Source organism: Romboutsia maritimum (assembly GCF_002251085.2).
GTDB lineage: Bacteria > Bacillota > Clostridia > Peptostreptococcales > Peptostreptococcaceae > Romboutsia_B > Romboutsia_B maritimum.
Genome location: NZ_NOJZ02000028.1, coordinates 1 through 23,343 on the forward strand (window position 1 = coordinate 1; position 23,343 = coordinate 23,343).

General features: G+C 28.8%; 17 protein-coding genes, 2 rRNA genes and 1 other annotated feature. All 19 genes read left to right on the top strand.

What is annotated here, in order from left to right; translation table 11 throughout:
* Positions 1–152: ribosomal RNA gene (locus CHF27_RS11705) — 23S ribosomal RNA — on the top strand; the annotation flags it as partial.
* Positions 153–236: 84 nt separating this feature from the next.
* Positions 237–353, top strand: a 5S ribosomal RNA gene (gene rrf, locus CHF27_RS11710).
* Between the two features lie 358 nt (positions 354–711).
* Complete coding sequence (locus CHF27_RS11715) at positions 712–4,146, top strand: pyruvate carboxylase (RefSeq protein ID WP_095406033.1); 3,435 nt, start codon at positions 712–714, stop codon at positions 4,144–4,146.
* A gap of 484 nt (positions 4,147–4,630) precedes the next feature.
* Positions 4,631–6,562, top strand: coding sequence for an elongation factor G (locus tag CHF27_RS11720; RefSeq protein WP_095406034.1), 1,932 nt, complete (start codon positions 4,631–4,633; stop codon positions 6,560–6,562).
* A gap of 265 nt (positions 6,563–6,827) precedes the next feature.
* Positions 6,828–9,278: an ATP-dependent Clp protease ATP-binding subunit gene (locus CHF27_RS11725; RefSeq protein ID WP_095406035.1), complete on the top strand. Its 2,451-nt coding sequence runs from the start codon at positions 6,828–6,830 to the stop codon at positions 9,276–9,278.
* Positions 9,279–9,435: 157 nt separating this feature from the next.
* Positions 9,436–10,809 carry a DNA repair protein RadA gene (gene radA / locus CHF27_RS11730; RefSeq protein ID WP_095406036.1) on the top strand — a complete coding sequence of 458 codons (1,374 nt, stop codon included), beginning with the start codon at positions 9,436–9,438 and terminating at the stop codon, positions 10,807–10,809.
* 2 nt (positions 10,810–10,811) lie between these two features.
* Positions 10,812–11,882, top strand: coding sequence for a DNA integrity scanning diadenylate cyclase DisA (disA, locus tag CHF27_RS11735; RefSeq protein WP_095406037.1), 1,071 nt, complete (start codon positions 10,812–10,814; stop codon positions 11,880–11,882).
* Between the two features lie 86 nt (positions 11,883–11,968).
* Positions 11,969–13,048: a PIN/TRAM domain-containing protein gene (locus tag CHF27_RS11740; protein WP_095406038.1), complete on the top strand. Its 1,080-nt coding sequence runs from the start codon at positions 11,969–11,971 to the stop codon at positions 13,046–13,048.
* A gap of 99 nt (positions 13,049–13,147) precedes the next feature.
* Positions 13,148–13,834 (top strand): 2-C-methyl-D-erythritol 4-phosphate cytidylyltransferase, encoded by a 687-nt coding sequence (gene ispD, locus CHF27_RS11745; RefSeq protein ID WP_095406039.1) that lies wholly within the window; start codon positions 13,148–13,150, stop codon positions 13,832–13,834.
* Between the two features lie 9 nt (positions 13,835–13,843).
* Entirely contained in the window at positions 13,844–14,323 is a 480-nt protein-coding gene (gene ispF / locus CHF27_RS11750; protein WP_095406040.1) for a 2-C-methyl-D-erythritol 2,4-cyclodiphosphate synthase, read from the top strand.
* An 86-nt stretch (positions 14,324–14,409) separates the two neighbouring features.
* Positions 14,410–14,615, top strand: a binding site (T-box leader).
* A 60-nt stretch (positions 14,616–14,675) separates the two neighbouring features.
* Complete coding sequence (locus CHF27_RS11755) at positions 14,676–16,391, top strand: proline--tRNA ligase (protein WP_095406041.1); 1,716 nt, start codon at positions 14,676–14,678, stop codon at positions 16,389–16,391.
* Positions 16,392–16,620: 229 nt separating this feature from the next.
* A complete protein-coding gene (gene gltX / locus CHF27_RS11760; protein ID WP_095406042.1) occupies positions 16,621–18,102 on the top strand; it encodes a glutamate--tRNA ligase in 1,482 nt (493 codons plus the stop codon).
* A gap of 207 nt (positions 18,103–18,309) precedes the next feature.
* On the top strand, positions 18,310–18,462 hold the full coding sequence (locus CHF27_RS14390) for a hypothetical protein (protein WP_095406043.1): 153 nt from the start codon (positions 18,310–18,312) through the stop codon (positions 18,460–18,462).
* A 133-nt stretch (positions 18,463–18,595) separates the two neighbouring features.
* Entirely contained in the window at positions 18,596–19,993 is a 1,398-nt protein-coding gene (cysS, locus tag CHF27_RS11765; RefSeq protein ID WP_095406044.1) for a cysteine--tRNA ligase, read from the top strand.
* A complete protein-coding gene (locus tag CHF27_RS11770) occupies positions 19,978–20,391 on the top strand; it encodes a Mini-ribonuclease 3 (RefSeq protein ID WP_199533666.1) in 414 nt (137 codons plus the stop codon). Before cysS ends, CHF27_RS11770 begins: the two co-directional genes overlap by 16 nt.
* Positions 20,392–20,482: 91 nt before the next feature.
* A complete protein-coding gene (gene thyX / locus CHF27_RS11775; RefSeq protein WP_095406045.1) occupies positions 20,483–21,241 on the top strand; it encodes an FAD-dependent thymidylate synthase in 759 nt (252 codons plus the stop codon).
* Positions 21,242–21,253: 12 nt separating this feature from the next.
* The gene (rlmB, locus tag CHF27_RS11780; protein ID WP_199533667.1) at positions 21,254–21,988 is read left to right on the top strand and encodes a 23S rRNA (guanosine(2251)-2'-O)-methyltransferase RlmB; all 735 of its coding nucleotides are present in this window, start codon (positions 21,254–21,256) and stop codon (positions 21,986–21,988) included.
* Between the two features lie 4 nt (positions 21,989–21,992).
* The gene (locus tag CHF27_RS11785) at positions 21,993–22,520 is read left to right on the top strand and encodes an NYN domain-containing protein (protein ID WP_095406047.1); all 528 of its coding nucleotides are present in this window, start codon (positions 21,993–21,995) and stop codon (positions 22,518–22,520) included.
* Between the two features lie 62 nt (positions 22,521–22,582).
* On the top strand, positions 22,583–23,230 hold the full coding sequence (gene sigH / locus CHF27_RS11790; RefSeq protein ID WP_199533668.1) for an RNA polymerase sporulation sigma factor SigH: 648 nt from the start codon (positions 22,583–22,585) through the stop codon (positions 23,228–23,230).
* The last annotated feature ends 113 nt before the right edge of the window (positions 23,231–23,343 follow it).

Genomic DNA, 23,343 nt, shown 5'->3' on the forward strand with positions numbered 1-23,343 from the left:
GCTGAAAGCATCTAAGCGCGAAGCCTACTTCAAGATAAGATTTCCCACCGTAAGGGTAAGATCCCAGGAAGACTACCTGGTTGATAGGTCGAAGGTGTAAGTGCAGTAATGTATTTAGCTTAACGATACTAATAGATCGAGGACTTGACCAAGAATTAAAATGATAATTCCTAAATGTATGCAGTTTTTAGAGTATTAACTCTAAAACTTAATAGAAATGTTAAGCATAAAGATTATGTGGTTATAATAGCAAAGAGGATACACCTGTTCCCATTCCGAACACAGAAGTTAAGCTCTTTAGCGCTGATGGTACTTGGAGGGCAACCTCCTGGGAGAGTAGGACGTAGCCACGTAATCTTTTTTTTACTTTTTTAACTAACTATAAAGTGTATTTTATGCACTTTATTTTTTTTTATAAATTTTTATATTATTTTAACTATACAACTTTTATTTTAGTTGTATAGTTTATTTTATTTATGAGAATTTTATATAATGAAATTCATATTATAACGTATAGTGAAATTGTATGAAGATTTTCTTGAAAAAATGCCTTAACTTTTATGTGGTGTTTTTAAAAATCATAGTCTAAAAGTTATTTACTTTATTAAATTTATATTATTAAATAAGGAACTTAGTCAAATGTCTTCAAAAATAAAGTGAAATAGGCTATAATCTTTAATATTATAAGAAGGAAGGGGTTATGAGGAGATTATGCTTAAAAAATTTAACAAAGTGTTAGTTGCAAATAGAGGAGAAATCGCAATAAGAATATTTAGAGCTTGTTCTGAATTAGGGATAAAAAGTGTAGGTATATATAGTAACGAAGATAAATATAGTTTATTTAGAACAAAAGCAGATGAATCTTATTTAATAGGAGAAGATAAAGGTCCAGTAGATGCGTATCTAGATATAGATGGAATAATTGATTTAGCTAAGAGGAAAAATGTAGACGCAATTCATCCCGGATATGGATTTTTGTCTGAGAATCCAGAATTTGTTAGTAAATGTGAAGAAAATGGAATTACATTTATAGGACCATCAGCTGATATTATGAATATGATGGGAGATAAAATAAATTCTAAAAAAATAGCTAAAGAAGTTGGAGTTAATACAATTCCTGGAGTAGATAAGGCAATTAAAACTATTGAAGATGCTAAGAAGGTTGCGGCATTTATAGGATATCCAATAATGTTAAAGGCATCAAATGGTGGTGGTGGAAGAGGCATGAGAATTGTATATGATGAATCCACTTTAGAAATTGAATATCAAAATGCATGTAGTGAATCAAAGAAAGCGTTTGGAGAAGCTATTATATTTATTGAAAAGTATATATCAAACCCTAAACATATAGAAGTACAAATTTTAGGAGATAAATATTCAAATATAGTTCATTTGCATGAAAGAGATTGTTCTGTACAAAGAAGACATCAGAAAATTATAGAATATGCACCAGCCTTTTCATTAGATAAAAAAATTCGAGAATCTATATGCAATGATTCTATAAAATTAGCGAAACATGTAGGATATATTAATGCAGGAACATTAGAGTTTTTAGTAGATGAAAGCGGAGCATATTATTTTATAGAAATGAATCCAAGAGTTCAAGTTGAACATACTGTAACAGAAATGATTACTGGTGTGGATATAGTACAAAGTCAAATTTTAATAGCTCAGGGATATAGATTAGATAGTGAAGAAATTAATATAAAATCTCAAGAGGACATACAAGTTAGAGGATATTCTATTCAGTCTAGAATTACAACTGAAGATCCAAAAAATAAATTTATGCCTGATACGGGGAAAATTCAAGTATACAGAACAGGTTCAGGTTTTGGTATAAGATTAGATGGAGGTAATGGATTTACAGGTGCTAATATAGGACCATATTATGATAGTTTGTTAGTTAAAACTATTTCATGGGATAGAACATTCCAAGGGGCTATTAACAAAACAATTAGGTCAATAAAAGAATTAAGGGTTAGAGGTGTAAAAACTAATGTAGGATTTTTAGTTAATGTATTAAATAACTCAATTTTTCAGGAAGGAAAATGTAGCACTAAATTTATAGATGAAAATCCAGATTTATTTGAGTTTAGAGAAAGTAAGAATAGAGGTACTAAATTACTTCAATTCATCGGAGATGTGGTAGTAAATGATAATAAGTGTAATGAAAAGCCTGTGTTTGAATCTATATATGAACCAAAAATAAAACAAGAAATACTTAATGTAGAAGGAAGTAGAACTTTATTTAATCGATTAGGTAAAAAGTCATATATAGAAAAAATAAAAAATGATAAGAAATTATTGCTTACAGATACAACTATGAGAGATGCACATCAATCATTATTAGCAACAAGACTTAGAACTTATGATTTATTAAAAATAGCAGAACCAACAGGAAAATATATGAAAGATTTATTTTCTTTAGAATTATGGGGAGGAGCGACTTATGATGTTGCATATAGATTTTTAAATGAATCTCCATGGATTAGATTGCAAAAACTAAGAGAAGCTATTCCTGATATAATGTTCCAGATGTTATTTAGAGCTTCAAATGGTGTAGGTTATAAAAATTATCCTGATAATGTAATTAAAGAATTTATTAAAGAATCAGCTAATCAAGGAATAGACGTATTTAGAATTTTTGATTCTTTAAACTGGGTAGAAAATATGAAACCATCTATAGAAGCTGCTTTACAAACAGGTAAGGTAGTGGAAGCAAGTATCTGTTACACAGGAGATATACTTGATACCAGTAAAACTAAATATAATTTAGAATATTATATAAATATGGCAAAGGAATTAGAATCATTAGGAACAGATATTATATGTATAAAAGATATGGCAGGATTACTTAAACCATATGCTGCATATAGCTTAATAAAAGAATTAAAAGAAAATGTTGAAACTCCAATACATTTACACACTCATGATACAAGTGGAAATGGAATAGCTACTTGTTTAATGGCAGCACAAGCAGGAGTTGATATAATAGATGGAGCTTTAGAAACTATGGCAGGACTTACAAGTCAACCTTCAATAAATGCTATTATAGAAGCTCTAAGACATACTGAAAGAGATACTAATATTGATTTATTTGGATATAATGAGATAGGAAATTATTATAAAGATTTAAGAAAAGTTTATAATAAGTTTGAAAGTGATTTGGTTAATCCTTGTACAGAAATATATAAATATGAAATCCCTGGAGGACAGTATACAAATTTAAAACCACAGGCAGACAGTTTGGGATTATCTAATAAATTTGATAAAGTTAAAGAAAAATATAAGGAAGCTAATGAAATACTAGGTGATATTATAAAAGTAACACCATCTTCAAAAGTAGTTGGAGATTTAGCTATTTTTATGACTAAAAATAAATTAGATAAGAATAATATAATAGATGAAGGTAAGAAATTATCATTCCCAGACTCAGTAGTAGATTATTGTAGAGGTATGATAGGTCAACCAGAAGGTGGAATTCCTAAAGATATACAGGAGATAGTATTAAAAGGAGAAAAAGCTATAAATGTAAGACCTGGAATATTAATACCAAGTGAAGATTTTAATAAAATTAAAAAACATTTAGATTATGAGTTTAATATGGATTCAAATATTAGAAATATTCTTAGCTATATTCTATATCCAAAAGTATATGAAGATTATCTAAGACATTTACAAGATTATAATGATATTTCAAAATTAGAAAGTCATGTATACTTCTATGGATTAAGAGAAGGCGAAGAATGTGAAGTTGAAATAGAAGAAGGAAAAGTATTAATTATTAAATTGGTTGATATAGGAGATATTAAAGAAAATGGTCACAGAACGATAGTATTTGAACTAAATGGAATGATAAGAGACGTTGAAATAAAGGATAATAATTTTGCAGGAAAAATAAAAGATATAGAAAAAGCAGATATGAATGATCCTATGCAAATTGGAGCTAGTATCCCAGGTAAAGTGGTGAAAGTTTTAGTTAAAGAAGGCGATAAGGTTAAAGCAAATCAACCATTAATAGTAATAGAAGCTATGAAGATGGAAACTAATATAGTTTCAAAAGAAGATGGTATAATAAAATCAATAAAAGTTAATGAAAACAACATGGTAGGAGATAAACAATTGTTAATGCTAATGACAAAATAGTATAATAAATTTTAAACTCTAGATTTTATATTAAAAAATAAAAAATCTAGAGTTTTTTTATTTTAAGAAATAAAGAGGAAAAGTAAAATCAGTGTAGAAATAATTTTTAAGCGGATTATTTTAGAACATTTCTTGGGAAATACAATCATTATATTCGTGGTAAGATTTACAAAAATAATTAATTAGTTGATTAGAAATAAAGTCATAAGTTAATTATCTTTTATAAGATATAAATTATTTAAAAAAATTCTATGTAAAATTCAAAAGATATAAATAGTATAGAATTTAAAAAAAATACATATTGTATAAAAGAAGATAAATTTATACCTTTTATCGTAAATCCTTATCGCGGGAATGTTATGTCGCTATAACCACTTCACCACCTGCAATTACAAAATAAAAGTTTATCTTAATAAGGTTAACTAGAAAAGTAATGCGAGTTGTTATTTGAATTTTGTATAAATTTAAAAAGGTAGGTGCTTATATGAAGGTCTATGATAGTAATATGTTAAGAAACATAGCAGTATTAGGACATAGTGGATGTGGAAAGACAAACCTAATTGAAGCAATATCATACACATCAAATCTTACTGACAAAATACCAAAATTAACAGAAAAATCAAATATGACATATAGTATGGGACTGATTCCAGTGGAGTACAATAACTATAAGTTTAATTTATTAGATACTCCAGGTTATTTTGACTTCAGCGGAGAGGTTATATCTTCTCTTAGTGCTAGTGATGCAGCAGTCATAGTAATTGATGCAACAACGCCTATTCAAGTAGGAACTGAAAAAGCATTAGAATTAACTGAAAATGTTCCAAAAATAATGTTTATAAATAAAATAGACAATGAAAAAGCTAGATATAAAGATGCAATAGCGATGTTAAGAGAAAAATACAGTAACAAAGTAGTTCCAATGCTCATTCCAATATATAAAGATAAAAAATTTATAAAACTACATAATATATTTGAAAACATAAGTGATTTAGATGGAGAATTTAAAGAACAAGCAATTAGTGTAAAAGAAGCTTTAATGGAACTAATTGCAGAAACAGATGATGAGATATTAGATAGGTATTTTAGTGGGGAAGAATTGAGTACAACTGATATACAAAAAGGATTAACTATAGGAATTAGAAATGGAGATATTATCCCTGTAATATGTGGTTCTACAATAAATAATATAGGGACAAAAGAAATTTTAGAAACAGTATCTAAATATTTAAAACCAAAGTACATAGAAGAAGAAAAACCATTTAAAGGTTTAGTATTTAAAACAGTAATAGATCCATTTATAGGAAAGATGTCTTATTTAAAAGTTACGCAAGGTAAACTGAAAAAAGATAGTGATGTGTTTAATATAAATAAATCTGTAAAGGATAAATTAATAAATTTATATACAATAAAAAATAAGGAATTAGTTGAAGTAGATCAAGCTAAATGTGGAGATATTGTAATTATAACAAAGACAAATTCATTACAAACAGGAGATACTTTATCCATAGATAAAAACACAGAACTGTTAGAAAGTATAGAACTTCCTAAACCACAAATATATTATGCTGTAGCCCCTAAAAATAAAGGTGACGAAGAAAAAATAGGAGCGGCATTAAATAAAATAGTAGAGGAAGATCCAACAATTAGTTGGTATAGAAATAAAGAAACAAAGCAAGCACTGATAGGAGGTCAAGGAGAACTTCATATCAACACAGTTAAGAACAGAATGAAAGATAAATTTGGAGTAGATGTTGATTTAGAAGATTTAAAAGTGGCTTATAGAGAAACTATTAAAGGTTTTGCAGATGTCCAAGGAAAGCATAAAAAGCAATCTGGAGGACACGGACAATATGGAGATGTAAAAATAAAATTTGAAAGAAGTAATAATGATTTTGAATTTAATGAAAAAATATTTGGAGGATCTGTGCCAAAACAATATATACCAGCAGTAGAGAAGGGTTTAAAAGATTCTATGATAAAAGGAAGTTTAGCTGGTTTTCCAGTTACAAATATAAAAGCAACTCTTTATGATGGATCTTATCATGATGTTGATTCATCTGAAATGGCATTTAAAATGGCTGCTAATATAGCTTTTAAAAAAGGAATGGAACAAGCTGAACCAATTTTATTAGAACCTGTTATGAAATTAAAAATAACAGTACCAGAAGAATATATGGGAGATGTAATGGGAGATATAAACAAGAGAAGAGGAAAAATATTAGGTATGGAACCTGATGATAAAGGAAAACAAGTAATATACGCTCAAGCACCTCAGGCTGAAACATTTAAATATGCGATAGACTTAAGATCTATGACTCAGGGAAGAGGTTACTTTGAAATGGAATTAGAATGTTATGAAGAAGTCCCTCAACAGATAGCTAAAAAAATAATAGAACATGCTAATAATAAATAAACCTCATCTTGGCTCCAGATACATGATCTGGAGCTTTATTGATTTAATAAATAATAAATATTTATTAAAAAAGAAGTAAATTTAAAAAATTTCAAACATAGGATATATAGAAACTATGTTTACTAATAATATAGAAAATGAAGGATTGTCTAAAAATAAAATTTTCAAGTCAATTCCTTTGATATTAAAATATATATGCTAAAAATGAAATAGACATATTAAATTATTCAAATAGACAAGAAAAGTATGATAGGAGGGATAAATTATGTATTTCAACAGATTTACTCAAAGGGCTAAGGCGGCAATAGATTTAGCAATAGATTGCACAAGAGGTTTAGGCCACAGAGTGGTAGGAAGTGAACACATACTTTTAGGTCTTCTTAAAGAAAAAGAAGGTGTCGCAGCCAAAGTATTAACTAAATTAGGTTTGACCGAAGCATTCTTACTAGAACAAATAATTGATATAGTAGGTAAGGGTGATAACATTTCAGATGAAGTAATACTAAGTCCTAGGAGTAAGCAAATATTAGAACTTTCAGGTATGTTTGCAAATAAATTAAAAACAAATTATATAGGTACGGAGCATATATTATTAGCTATAATTCAAGAAGGAGAAGGAATAGCTGTAAAAATACTCAATTATGCTGGAATAGAGGAAAAGTTAATTATTCAATTAATAATTGAAATGATGGGAATAGATGAAATTTCTGTTCAAAAACAAGAAGATGAAGGTTACACGAATAACAATAAAAAAACCACATGTAAGTTTTTAGAAAAGTATGGGAAAAATCTTATTAGATATGCTGAAGAAAATAAAATAGATCCGGTTATAGGAAGAGAAAAAGAGATTCAAAGGATTATACAAATATTAAGTAGAAGAACAAAAAATAATCCGGTTCTTATAGGTGATCCTGGAGTTGGAAAAACAGCAATAATCGAAGGTCTAGCATTGGATATAGTGCAAGGAAAAGCACCTGAATCTATTAGAAATAAAACTTTATACACATTAGATATGGGGTCATTGTTAGCTGGAGCTAAGTATAGAGGTGAATTTGAAGAAAGAATTAAGCAAGTAGTAGATGAGATAGTCAAGAATGGAAATATAATTTTATTTATAGATGAACTTCATACTATAATAGGAGCAGGTGCCACAGGTGAAGGCTCAATAGATGCATCTAATATATTAAAGCCAACATTAGCAAGAGGAGAAATACAAGTAATAGGCGCGACGACTATAGATGAATATAGAAAGCACGTAGAAAAGGATACAGCATTAGAAAGAAGATTTCAACAAGTTGTAATAGATGAACCTAGCAAAGAAGATACCATAAAGATTCTAAAAGGATTAAGAGGAAGATATGAAGATTTTCATAAGGTGAAGATAACTGATAAGGCTATAAAATCAGCAGTAGAATTATCTACTAGATATATAACTGACAGATATTTGCCAGATAAAGCAATTGATTTAATAGATGAAGCTGCATCAAAAGTTAGACTTAGAAAAAATAATAAGTTACCAGATATAAAGGAACTAGAAGATAAAATAGAAAATATAAATAGACAAAAACAAGAAGCTATTAAAGGTCAAGATTTTGAAAAAGCAGCTCGAATTAGAGATGAACAAGAAACTATGAAATATAGATTAATAAAGCTTAAGATGCAAAAGAATATGTCGATTAAATATACAGATGAAGTCAATGAAGAGAGCATAGCTGAAGTTTTAGAGTTATGGACCGGAATTCCAGTTAACAAAATTCTCGAAGAAGAAGCAGATAGGTTACTTAATTTAGAAGAATTGATACACAATAGAGTTATTGGACAGGACCAGGCAGTAGAAGCAATATCTAAAGCAATAAGAAGATCTAGAGCAGGTTTAAAAAATCCGAATAGGCCAATAGGATCATTCTTATTTTTAGGACCTACAGGTGTAGGTAAAACAGAGATATCTAAATCATTAGCAGAAGTGCAGTTTGGAGATGAAAATCATATAATAAGAATTGATATGTCTGAGTACATGGAAAAGCATGCTGTATCTAAAATGATAGGTTCACCTCCGGGATATATTGGACATGATGATGGAGGTCAACTAACTGAGCAGGTAAGAAGAAAACCATATTCAGTTGTACTGTTTGATGAAATTGAAAAAGCGCATCCAGATGTATTTAATATATTATTGCAAATATTAGATGATGGAAGGTTAACGGATTCAAAAGGAAGAACTGTGGATTTTAAAAATACAATAATAGTTATGACATCAAACATTGGAGCTACAAAAATAGGAAATCAGAAATTACTAGGTTTTAAGGTAGTAAATGATATTGATAGAGAAAAAGATGATTATGAAAAAATGAAAGAAAGTATAATGGGTGAATTAAAACAAAGCCTTAGACCTGAATTTTTAAATAGAATTGATGATATAATAGTGTTTCATTCTCTTAACGAAGAACATCTTTCAAAAATTGTAAAGCTTATGACAAAAAAGGTAGTTAAAAGATTAGAAGATATGGATATATATTTAAAGATGGAAGATGATGCTATAAATTTAATATCTAAGTCTGGAATCGATTTGAAATATGGAGCAAGACCTTTACAAAGGGCTATTCAAAAAAAATTAGAGGATGAATTGTCAGAAGCAATTTTAAGAGGAGATGTAAGAAAAGGCAGTATTATAAAAGCTAAAGCTGAAGATAATAAGATAGTATTTGAAACAGAATAGTAGTAATATTAAAGAGGAGTAAAAACTCCTCTTATTTAGTTTTTTTAGACTAAAAAACATAAGTAAGAAAATGTTTAAAAATTTGATAAACTTTACATATTATACCATACATATGTTAAAATTATATAGTATAATAGGAAGTTAAGGGTGATTTAAAATGGCAAAGATAAAAACTAAGTATGTATGCCAAGAATGTGGTTATGAAACGTCAAAATGGATTGGAAAATGTCCAGAGTGTACAAAATGGAATACATTCGTAGAAGAATTAGAGCAAAAAAGTTCAAAGAAAGATGTATTCATTGTAGATAAATCATCTTCAAAACCAGTTAGTATAAATTCTATAAAAACTAAAGAAGAAGAAAGATTTTCAACTTATATAAATGAATTAGATAGAGTATTAGGAGGAGGAATTGTCAAAGGGTCTTTGGTTTTAGTTGGAGGAGACCCAGGGATAGGAAAATCCACACTCCTAATTCAGGTATCAAATAATGTTGCAAATTCAGGAAAAAGAGTTTTATATATATCAGGAGAGGAATCTGAATCTCAAATTAAAATGAGAGCTAAAAGATTAGGAATTAATTCTGATAATTTATATATATTTGCAGAAAATAATATTAGCATAATAGAAGCTCATTTAGAAAGCATAAATCCGGAACTAATAATATTAGATTCTATTCAAACTGTATTTAGTCCAGAAATATCTTCTGCACCAGGAACAGTTAGCCAAATAAAAGAGGGAACTTCAAGATTTATGAGAATTTCTAAAAAAATGGGTATATCAACATTCGTTGTGGGACATGTAACAAAAGAAGGTTCTTTAGCTGGGCCGAAATTATTAGAACATATGGTAGATACTGTTTTATATTTTGAAGGGGAAAGATATAATACGTATAGATTAGTAAGGGCAGTAAAAAATAGATTTGGTTCTACAAATGAATTAGGTGTATTTGAAATGAGAGATTTAGGTTTAGTAGAATTAGAGAATCCATCTAAAATACTTATATCAGAAAAGCCAAAAGATGTAGCAGGATCTGTAATAATATCTACAGTAGAAGGAACAAGACCGATGCTGTTAGAGCTACAAGCTTTGGTGTCTCCAACTAGTTTTGGAATAGCGAAAAGAACTGCTACGGGAGTAGATTATAATAGAGTAGCATTACTTTTAGCAGTATTAGAAAAAAGAGTAGGTTTACAAATTCAAAATCAAGACGTATATATAAATATAGTTGGAGGAATAAAGATAAATGAGCCTTCGATAGATTTAGGTATAGTAATTGCAGTTGCATCTAGTTTTAGAAATATTTCTGTAGATGCTCATATAGCAGTTACAGGAGAAGTAGGATTGACTGGAGAAGTAAGAGCTGTTAGTTTTATAGAAAAAAGAATTGCTGAATGTAAAAAACTTGGATTTACCAAAATAGTTGTTCCTAAGAATAATTACGATGCAGTTAAGGATATAAAGGGAATAGAAATTTGGCCAGTTGATAATTTAAGACAAGCAATAAATATAGTACTGGGGGGTAATAAATAAAAATGGAAGATTTCCTAAGCAATAAAAATTTATTACAAGCATTGAAAATGATATCTCCGGGGACACCACTTAGACAGGGATTGAATAATGTATTAAAAGCAAAAACAGGTGGACTTATAGTTATTGCTAATAGCGAAGAAATTATGAAGGTGGTAGATGGAGGATTTACTATAAATGCAGAATATTCACCTTCTCATATATATGAATTGGCAAAGATGGATGGTGCTATAGTTATTAGTGGTGATATAAAAAGGATACTTGTTGCAAATGCTCAACTTATTCCTGATTATTCTATTGATACATCAGAAACTGGAACTAGACATAGAACAGCAGAAAGAGTGGCAAAACAAACTGGAGCAATAGTAATAGCTATATCTCAAAGAAGAAATGTAATAACGGTTTATAGAGAAGGTCAAAAGTATGTAGTTGAAGAAATTTCAAAAATTTTTACTAAAGCAAATCAAGCATTGCAGACATTAGAAAAGTATAAATCAGTTTTAGATCAAGCTGTTATAAATTTAAATGCATTAGAATTTAATAACTTAGTAACAATATATGATGTTTCTATTGTAATTCAAAAGATGGAAATGGTTATGAGAATTACTAATATAATAGAAAAATATATAATAGAATTAGGTGTAGAGTCAACTTTAGTAAGTATGCAGCTTGAAGAGTTAATGGGTACGGCTAGAATAGATCAAAAGCTAATATTTAAAGATTATAGAAGACAAGATATTGATATAAAAGATTTTAAAAAAGAAATGAAGAACTTATCATCTGAAGAATTATTAGATTTAGTAAGTGTAGCAAAATTACTAGGATATAGTAATTTTTCAGAAAATATGGATATGCCGATAAGACCAAGAGGATATAGAATTTTAAATAAAATACACAGACTTCCATCGACAATTATAGAAAATTTAATTAATTATTTTGAAGGATTCCAAGAGATACTAAGCGCATCTATTGAAGAACTAGATGATGTTGAAGGAATCGGTGAAATAAGAGCTACATATATAAAAAATGGACTAATAAAAATGCAACAATTAGTTTTATTGGACAGACATATATAGAAAATGTCGTTACTTTGTTGTTGAATATAATGAACATTTTGCATTATAATTAAAAAATATACAATATATAACTAGGGGGTGAAACTTTGATAAGGAAAGTAACAAGAGTAGTAATCGGAATATTAGGATTTATATTAGGATTAACTACTTACTTAACATTAATGAAAGACTTTGAAGCACTTAAATTTGGAACGGATACATATGGATTTATTTTATCTGTGGTAGCAGGGATAGTTATAGGTTTACTATTCTATTTAGTAGAACCTTGGGTTATAAATAAAGTTAAAGATGTAGCTAAGATTATGGATAAGGAAATATCTAAATATCCTCAAACAGATATATTATTAGCAGCTATAGGTCTTATAATAGGATTCGTAATAGCATATCTATTAAGTGGATTACTAAGATCTATACCAATAGTAGGAGGACTAGCGTCATTACTTACATATATATTTATGGGATATTTAGGAGTAAGAATTTCACTTAAAAGTAAAGAGGATTTATTTAATTTAAACAAATTAGTAAGGCTGTCTTCTGCAAAAGAAAAAGGAAATAAAAAAGAAGTAAAAAGCATACCACCGAAAGTACTAGATACTAGTGTAATTATTGATGGAAGAATAGCTGATATATGTAAAACAGGTTTTATCGAAGGAAAACTTATAATACCTTCATTTGTATTAGAAGAATTAAGACATATAGCCGATTCATCTGATGATTTAAAAAGAGTTAGAGGAAGAAGAGGACTGGATATATTAAATATAATTCAAAAAGAATTAGAAATAGAAGTTGAAATAAGCGAAAGAGATTTTGATGATATAGCTGAAGTTGATAGTAAGCTTTTAAAACTTGCTCAAGTATTAAATGGGAAAGTAGTTACAAATGATTATAATCTTAATAAAGTAGCTCAATTCCAAGGCGTGGAAGTTTTAAATATCAATGAATTAGCAAATGCTATAAAACCTGTGGCTATACCAGGGGAAGAAATGGTAGTTCAAGTTGTTAAAGAAGGTAAAGAATCTAATCAAGGTATCGCATATTTAGATGATGGAACTATGATTGTTGTAGATGGAGGAAGAAAGCATATGGGTGAAACTATAAGAGTATTAGTTACATCAGTGTTACAAACTCCAGCTGGAAGAATGATATTTGGAAAACCTAAAAATTAATGTAATAATAAAAAAGTCTTCGTATTTTTCGAAGGCTTTTTATGTATTAAATTTTAGTATAAGTTAATCGTGAAACAATTTTATTAAAGAGGTGAAAATATGAATGGAGTTATAATAGTAGCAGCAGGTAGTGGGAGTAGAATGAACGCTAATAAAAATAAACAATTTATAAAAATAAATGGAAAAGAAATAATAGCTCATACTTTAGAAAAATTTTACAATAACAAACAAATAAATAATGTTGTTGTGGTTATAAAGAAAGATGAGTTAGATTATTTTAATAAAGAAATAATAAATAAATATGGATTTAATAACATTAAAATTGCTTTTGGAGGAAATGAAAGACAAGATTCGGTATATAACGGATTAAAGATGTTGGATAATAACTGTAAAATAGTGTTGATACATGATGGAGCTAGACCATTTGTAACAGATGATATAATAGAGAATTCAATTTTAAAAGCTACAGAAAATAAAGCTGTGGTAGTTGGAGTGCCTGTTAAAGATACTATAAAGATTGTTGATGAAAAAGGAAGTATAATAGATACTCCAAATAGAAATACTTTATGGGCAGTTCAGACACCTCAAACGTTTGATTATGACATTTTAATTAAGTCTTATGAAAGAGCTTTTAAAGATGAATTTTATGGTACAGATGATGCTATGCTTGTAGAAAGAATAGGTTATAGTGTTAAAATGATAAAAGGGTCTTATAATAATATAAAAATTACAACACCAGAAGATATAAACATAGGCACTCAAATTTTAGAGTTACAAAATTTATAGGAGGAAGTTATGAGAGTAGGATTAGGATATGATGTTCATAGATTAGTAGAAGAAAGAAAATTAATACTTGGAGGGGTTAATATTCCTTATGAAAAGGGGCTTTTAGGTCATTCAGATGCAGATGTATTGGTACATGCGGTAATGGATTCTATTTTAGGAGCGTTGGCTTTAGGTGATATTGGTAAACACTTCCCAGATACAGACGAAAAATTTAAAGGAGCAGATAGTATAAAATTATTAGAATATGTAAATAATTTAATAATATCTAAGGGATATAAAGTTAATAATATAGACTGTACTATTATAGCTCAAGTACCAAAGATGGCTCCGCACATAAATGATATGAGATGCAACATTGCTAAAGCTTTAAATACAGATATAGATAACATAAATGTAAAAGCAACAACTGAAGAAGGTCTAGGATTTACAGGATCTAAGGAAGGTATTTCAGCTCAAAGTATTTGTTTATTAGTTAAAGTTGACAACTAATATTAAATGATATATTATTATTAATAAAAACATAACTTAGAAATAATTGTAACATAACATAAATAATTATATATAATGAAATATATGAAAAAGCTATAATAAAGAAGTAGTAAAAGAGGAAATCTTTACAGAGAGGAAACAGAGCTGAGAGTTTCTAAGAAGAAATCTTTGAACCAATCTTTTAGCATAAAGACGGTAAAAAGTTTTTACGGTTGGGACCGTTACATCCCCTAAAGAGAGCCATATGGCTAACTAGAGTGGTACCGCGGAAGACAAACCTTTCGTCTCTATTTTAATAGAGATGAAGGGTTTTTTTATTGTATAAATTAAAAAAATCAGGAGGAAAAATAATATGAGAATGTCAAAAATGTTAATGCCAACGTTAAAAGAAGTTCCAGCTGATGCAGAGATTACTAGTCATCAATTAATGTTAAGAGCTGGAATGATTAAGAAAATGTCATCTGGAGTATATAATCAATTACCAATGGGTATAAGAGTTTTCAAAAAAATTGAGAACATAATAAGAGAAGAGTTAGAAAAAAAAGGTTGCCAAGAGATATTATGTTCAGGATTAATTCCAGCAGAACTTTGGAAGGAATCAGGTAGATGGGAAGTAATGGGAGCGGAAATGTTCAGATTAAAAGATAGAAATGAGAGAGATTACTGTCTTGGACCAACACATGAAGAAGTTTTCACTGATATAATAAGACAAGAAATAACTTCTTATAAGCAACTTCCATTAAACTTATATCAAATACAAATTAAGTACAGAGATGAAAGAAGACCAAGATTCGGAGTTATGAGAACTAAAACTTTTACAATGAAAGATGCATATAGTTTTGATGTAGATGAAGCAGGATTAGACAAATCTTATCAAGACATGTATGATGCATATACAAATATATTTGCAAGATGTAAGTTAGACAATAGCCCAGTTCAAGCGGACTCAGGAGCTATAGGAGGTTCAACTTCAGCAGAATTCATGGTTAAATCTGAAGTAGGAGAAGATGAAGTAGTATTCTGTAGTGGTTGTGACTATGCTGCTAATATAGAAAAAGCTCAATCAGTAAACCATGAAATAGTTAAAGAAGAAATGAAAGAATTAAAAGAAGTTCATACTCCAGGAGTAAGTACTATAAATGCTTTAGAAGAGTTCTTTAAGATAGAATCAGGTAAATTTGCTAAAACATTAATATATGAAGCAGATGGAAAAACTGTAGCTGTAGTAGTAAGAGGAGATAGAGAAGTTAATGAAACTAAAGTAGCTAATGCTATTGGTGAGGTTATAGAATTTGAATTAGCTAGAGAAGAAGTTGTTAAAGCTGTAACAGGTGCAGAAGTTGGATTTGCTGGACCTATAGGAATTAAAGCTGACTACTTATTTATAGATCAAGAAATTGCTGAGAAAAATAACTTAGTTGTAGGAGCTAATAAAACTGAGTATCATATAGAAAATGCTAATTATGGAAGAGATTTTGAAGGAGTTGTTGGAGATTTCAGAAATGTAGCTCAAGGAGATAAATGTACTAAATGTGGTAGTAGTTTAGAAATAGCTAGAGGAGTAGAGGTTGGTCATATATTTAAGCTAGGGACTAAATATTCTGAAACTATGAATGCTAACTATATAGATAAAGATGGTAAATCAAAACCTATAGTTATGGGATGTTATGGTATAGGTGTAGAAAGAACAGCAGCAGCTGTAATTGAGCAACATTATGATGAAAATGGTATAATGTGGCCATTATCAATAGCACCATACCAAGTTGTAGTTGTACCAGTAAATATTAAAAAAGAAGAACATAAAGAAGCAGCAGAAAAGATATATGCACAGTTACAAGAAATGGGTGTAGAAGTATTATTGGATGATAGAGATGAAAGAGCTGGAGTTAAATTCAAAGATTCAGATTTAATAGGTATACCTATGAGAATTACTGTAGGTAAAGATATTGTTGATGGAAATGTTGAATTTAAATTAAGGGATTGTCAAGATAAAGAAGTAATATCTTTAGAAGAAGTAAAATCAAGAGTTGAAGCTGAATTTGTAAAAAATGAAGTGAAATTAGGATAATCTAGAAATTAATTAAATAGTATATATAATCCACGGAGTTATTAACATTTTAATAATAATGTGGATATATATACTATTTTAATTGTTATATAATGATAATTTATCCACAGAAGCTTAAAATAAGATATGTAAAATGAGTGTGTTTTTTACAATTGGATAAAATAACATTACAATATATATGGTATTTTGATATCATAAAGAAGTAGAAACTTTATTAGGAGGTAAGAAAATGAGTGTAAGAGTAAGATTTGCTCCAAGTCCAACAGGATTTGTACATATAGGTAGTTTAAGAACAGCATTATATAATTACTTATTTGCAAAAAAAATGGGTGGAGAATACATATTAAGAGTTGAAGATACAGACCAAACAAGATTAGTAGATGGAGCTATAGAAAATATGCTAAATGCTATGAGTTGGGCTGGAATTAATCATGACGAAGGTGTTATGTTAGATGAAAATGGAAATATAACTCAAAAAGGGGAATATGGTCCATATATACAGTCAGAGAGATTAGATATATATCAACAATACATTAAAGAATTATTAGAAAATAAAAAAGCTTACTATTGCTTCTGTACTAAAGAAAGACTAGATAAAGTAAGAGAAGATCAAAAAGAAGCTGGAGAAACTCCAAGATATGATGGCCACTGTAGAGAACTTTCTCAAGAAGAAATAGATGCTAAAATAGCAGCAGGAGAACCATATGTTATAAGACTAAAATTACCAGAAAATCATGTTATAAAATTCACTGACTTAGTTAGAGGAGAAACTGAATTTAATACAAACGATTTAGATGATCAGGTATTAATAAAAACTGATGGATTCCCAACATACCACTTCGCAGTTGTAGTAGATGATCATTTAATGAAAATAACACATGTTATAAGAGGAGAAGAATGGGTATCTTCAACTCCGAAACATGTTTACTTATATGAAGCATTTGGATGGGAATCACCAGTATTTGTACATTTACCAAATATACTTAATACAGAAAAGAAAAAATTAAGTAAGAGACAAGGTGATGTTGCAGTAGAGGACTTTAAGAAAAAAGGATATTTACCAGAAGGTTTAGTTAACTATGTTGCTTTAGTTGGATGGTCTCCAGAAGATAATCAAGAAATATTTACTATGGAAGAATTAGAAAATACCTTCTCTGTAGAAAGAGTATCTAAGAGTGGTGGAGTATTTGACACTGAAAAATTAAATTGGGTTAATCAACACTACGTTAAAGATGCAGATGATGATTATTTAACTGATTTAGCAATACCATTTTTAGTACAAGTTGATCTAATAACAGAAGAAGAAGCTACTACTAAACGTGAATTCTTAAAGGGAATGGTATCAGTTCTTAAAGAAAAATTACAATATGTAAAAGAGATAACAGAACATGCATCTATATTCTTTGGTGATAATGTTGAATTAGAAACTGAAGAATGTAAAGAATTTTTACAATTAGAGCATATACCAACTTTAATAAATGCATTAGAAGAAAAAATAGGAAATACAGAAGTTGTAAATGAAGCTTTTGTAAAAGCTATGTTTAAAGAGATACAAAAAGAACATGGAATAAAAGGTAAAAACTTATTTATGGGATCAAGAATAACATTAACTGGTCAAATGCATGGTCCAGATTTACCAAAAACTATGGAAGTTTTAGGAAAAGAAATTTGCTTAAATAGAATATCTTATGTAAAAAATAATGTTTTATAGTTAAAAAAAGTCCGCTAATTAAATGCGGACTTTTTTTATGTAATTATTTGATGAACGTATTTTCCCTATTTGGTGGAGGAATTCACTCTAATAAATTTAAATATATTTAAGACACCAATATAAAATTATATAAAGTTAGAATAATTTAGATATATGTTTAGATAGATTAGATTATAAAAAGTTTGCTTTTATTTTAAGGGGGTAAATATGTATAGTAGTATAAATGATGTAAAAAATGACTTAAAGGAACTTTGTATTGAATATGTGATGATTTTAGAAAAGTTAAAAAACGAAGAGATAATAACAGAGGATACATTTATAAAATGTACAACAAGTAAGATATTATTTATAGAAGATTAATAACAATTCAATTAGTAAATTTTTTTTCATGTATAAGGATATAATAGTAATACTATTAATTATGTGGGTTTTCAACTATAATATATTGTATAATGTTTATGGAAAGTTATAACAATGCAGTGAGGTGATGAGAATGAAATTATATAATACACTAACTAGAACAAAAGAAGAGTTTGTTCCAATTGAAGAAGGAAAAGTAAAAATGTATGTATGTGGGCCTACTGTTTACAACTACATTCATATAGGGAATGCTAGACCATTTATAATATTTGATTCATTGAGAAGATATTTAGAGTATAGAGGTTACGATGTGACTTATATACAAAACTTTACAGATGTCGATGATAAGATTATCAAAAGAGGTCATGAGGAAGGCATATCTCCAGAAGAGGTTGCTACTAAATATATAAATGAATATTTCGTTGATGCAGATGGTTTAGGTATAAAAAGAGCAAGTGTTCATCCTAGAGTAACAGATAATATAGAGCAAATTATTAAGTTTGTAAAAGAACTAGAAGATAAGGGATATGCATATGAAGTAAATGGAGATGTTTACTTTGATACAAAGAAATTTGAAGGTTATGGAAAATTATCTAGACAAAATCAAGATGATTTAGAAGCTGGAGCTAGAATAGAAGTTAATGGTCAAAAAAGACATCCTATGGACTTTGTTCTTTGGAAGGCTAAAAAAGAAGGAGAACCTGGATGGAGTAGTCCATGGGGAGAGGGTAGACCTGGTTGGCATATAGAATGTTCAGTAATGTCTAATAGATACTTAGGTGAAACTATAGATATACATGCAGGAGGGCAAGATTTAACGTTCCCTCATCATGAAAATGAAATTGCCCAAAGTGAAGCCAGAAGTGGAAAAACATTCTCAAATTATTGGATACATAATGGATATATTAATATAAATAATGAAAAAATGAGTAAATCTAAAGGGAACTTCTTTACAGTAAGAGATATATCTAAGTTATATGATTTAGAAGCAGTAAGATTCTTTATGTTATCTGCTCATTATAGAAATCCAGTCAATTTCAGTGATGAAATGTTAAGTCAATCTAAAGCAGGGCTTGAAAGACTTTATAATGCAAAAGAAAAATTAGAATTTACAATAAGTAATTTACAAAAAAGTTCTATGACTGAAAATGAAATATCAATAGTTAAGGAATTAGATGCCTATAGACAAAAATTCATATCAGCTATGGAAGATGATGTAAATACAGCAGATGCGATAAGTTCAATATTTGAATTATCAAAGTTCATAAATTCAAATGTAAATGAAGAATCTACTTTGGAATTTGCAACTAAATGCTTAGATGAATTCAATGAATTAACAAGTGTACTTAATATAGTTAATAAGAAAAAAGATGATGTAGTAGATGAAGAAGTAGAAAGATTAATTGAAGAAAGAACTAGTGCAAAGAAAAATAAAGACTTCAAATTAGCAGATGAAATAAGACAAAAATTATTAGACATGGGAATTGTATTAGAAGATACAAGACAAGGCGTTAAATGGAAAAGAGTATAAATATGAAAAAAACAGAATTGATTACAATGTCTCCGTTAGTATTAGCTTATTTAGGTGATACAGTATTCGAATCATATATAAGAGAGCACTTAATAAAGAAAAACATAAATAAGAAGGTTAATGATCTTCATAAAACAGCGATAAAATATGTAAATGCAAAAGCTCAAGCAACAATTATACATGAATTAGAAGAAGAATTAACAGAAGAAGAATGTAGAATTTATAAAAGAGGAAGAAATCAAAAATCTCATACATCACCTAAGAATGCAGATATTGTAGATTATAAACATGCAACGGGATTTGAAGCTTTAATAGGATATTTATATTTATGTAATGATATAGAGAGACTTCAATACATAATTAAAGAAGGAATTAAAATTGTTGAAAAACAGCTATAGATTTATTAAAGTATTGTCTTAATAAGGCGATACTTTTTTTTGCAACTAATGTATAATAGTATTTATAAATTATTAGGAGGGAACGTAAATTATGAAAGTAAAGTTAATATCTCATACGCCAGAACCAGAGAAGGTTATATCTATGGCGGCAAAGCTATGTTATTCACAAGTTGGAGTTGAAGAAATAGAGAAAAACTTAACAGAGGAAAATGTAGAAAAGTTTTTAAACATGTTAATAAATGTAGGTCATGAATCACCACTTGAACATGTTTCATTTACATTTGCAGTTGAAGGTATATCTAGAGCATGTTCACATCAAATTGTAAGACATCGTATAGCGAGTTTTTCACAACAAAGTCAAAGATATGTTAAACTAGATCAGTTTGAGTATATAATTCCTCCACAAATAAACGAAATAGAAGAAGCAAAAGAAGTATTTATTGAATCGATGAGAAAAGATCAAGAAGCTTATGATAAATTGGTGGATATACTGTTTGAAAAACATTATAATAAATTAATAAAAAATGGAAAAAATGAAAAAGAGGCTAAGAGACAAGCTGAAAAAAAAGCGATAGAAGATGCAAGATATGTATTTCCTAATGCATGTGAAACAAAAATGGTATTTACAATGAATACAAGAAGTTTATTTAATTTCTTTGATCATAGATGTTGTGATAGAGCTCAATGGGAAATAAGAGCGTTAGCAACAGAAATGTTAAGACAAGTAAAACAAGTAGCGCCTATATTGTTTAAAAACAGCGGTCCTAATTGTGTTAAAGGTCCATGTCCGGAAGGAAAAATGACGTGTGGACAAATAGTAGAAGTAAGAGAAAAATTTAAGAATTTGTAGGCGGTGGAAGAATTGGCAAATATAGAAGGAAGAAATCCAGTAATAGAAGCAATAAAAAACAATAGAGAAATAGATAAAATAATGATATCAAATTCAGCTAAAGAAGGATCTATAAAAAAAATAATAGGTATGGCTAAAGAAAATAATTTAGTTATACAGTATGTTGATAAAAATAAGCTAGATGAAATAAGTACAAGTCATTCACATCAAGGAGTTATAGCACAAGTTAGTGAATATAAGTACCATGAGTTAGATGAACTTATAGAATCAGCTAAGAAGCAAGGAGAAGATCCATTTTTTATTATTTTAGATGAAATAACAGATCCACATAATTTAGGATCTATAATAAGAACAGCTGATGCTGTAGGAGCTCATGGAGTAATAATACCAAAAAGAAGATCTGTTCATATAACTCCAGTGGTTGCAAAGGCATCAGCTGGAGCAGTTGAATATGTTCCAGTTTGTAAAGTAACCAATATAGTAAATACAATAAAAAGATTAAAAGAAGAAGGATTATGGATTGCGGCAGCAGATATGGATGGACAAACATTTTATGAACAAAACCTTACGGGACCACTAGGATTAGTAATTGGTAGTGAAGGTTTTGGAATATCTAGGCTAGTAAAACAGAATTGTGATTATATAGTTAAAATGCCTATGATAGGTAATGTTACGTCTTTAAATGCCTCTGTAGCAGGAGGAATTCTTTTATATGAAGTATTCAGACAAAGAATAGGTAAAAAATAACTTAATGAGTAGGAAAATAAATCATTATTTAATAATAGATGGTTACAATATTATAAACGCATGGGAAGAATTAAAAAATTTAGCAAGAACAGACTTAGAGCATGCAAGAGAAAAACTCATAAATGATGTGATAGAGTATGCTGAGTTTACAGGCAAAAAGGCTATAGTAGTTTTTGATGCATATAATGTTAAAGGTTTTAGAGAAAAAATTGAACAGCGAAAATATATAACTGTAGTTTATACGAAAGAACATCAAACAGCAGATAGCTATATAGAAAAATATATAACTTCTTTATCTAAGTATGATGATGTAAAAGTTGCTACTAATGACTATGCAGAACAACAAATTGTTTTAGGAAAAGGTGCTAGTAGAATATCATCAAGAGAGTTAAAGTTAGATTTAGACCATGCTAGAAATAAGATGAGAGAACAAAATAGCAGTTCGACTAAAAAAATTCAACGAAATTGGTTAGAAGAGAGGTTAGATAAAGAAACTTTGTCGAAACTTGAGAACATTCGTAGAATGCGTTGAAATTACTAGATTTTATAGGTTATAATATAGCTATGAAACTGTTAGATATGGGGGAGATTTACATGTTAGTAGCTAATGATAAGGGGTATGAATTTTTGGACAACTGTCAACAAGATGAGTATGGCATAGTATTAAAAGCCAGTAAAGGGGATAAAATAGCCTTAGAATATATTATTACCAAGTATAAAAACTTTGTAAAAGCAAAAGCTAAATCATATTTTTTAGTGGGAGCTGATAAAGAAGATATAATACAAGAAGGTATGATAGGTCTTTATAAGGCTGTTAGAGATTTTGATGGAACTAAGACTAATTCTTTTAAATGTTTTGCAGAGATATGCATAACTAGACAAATAATAACTGCGATAAAAACAGCGACTAGACAAAAACATATACCGTTAAATTCGTATGTGTCTTTAAATAAACCGATATATGATGAAGAATCGGACAGAACTCTTTTGGACATTATAGCAACCAGTATAGTTACAGATCCAGAGGAACTTATAATTAGTAAAGAAGAGCTTAGAAATATAGAATCTAAAATGAATGAATTGCTAAGTGATTTAGAGTTGGAAGTGTTAGAATTATATTTAAATGGCAAGTCATATCAATTTATTGCGGATAGACTTGAAAGAGATGTAAAATCAATAGATAACGCCCTTCAAAGGGTTAAGAGAAAATTAGAAAAACATCTTGAAAACAGAAATGATTAATAGTAAAATACTTACCATAAGCTTAATGTAAGCATATTAAATTATACAGATAAAAATAGGAGGTATTTCAAAATGGCTAAAGCTAAATACGAAAGAACTAAACCACATGTTAA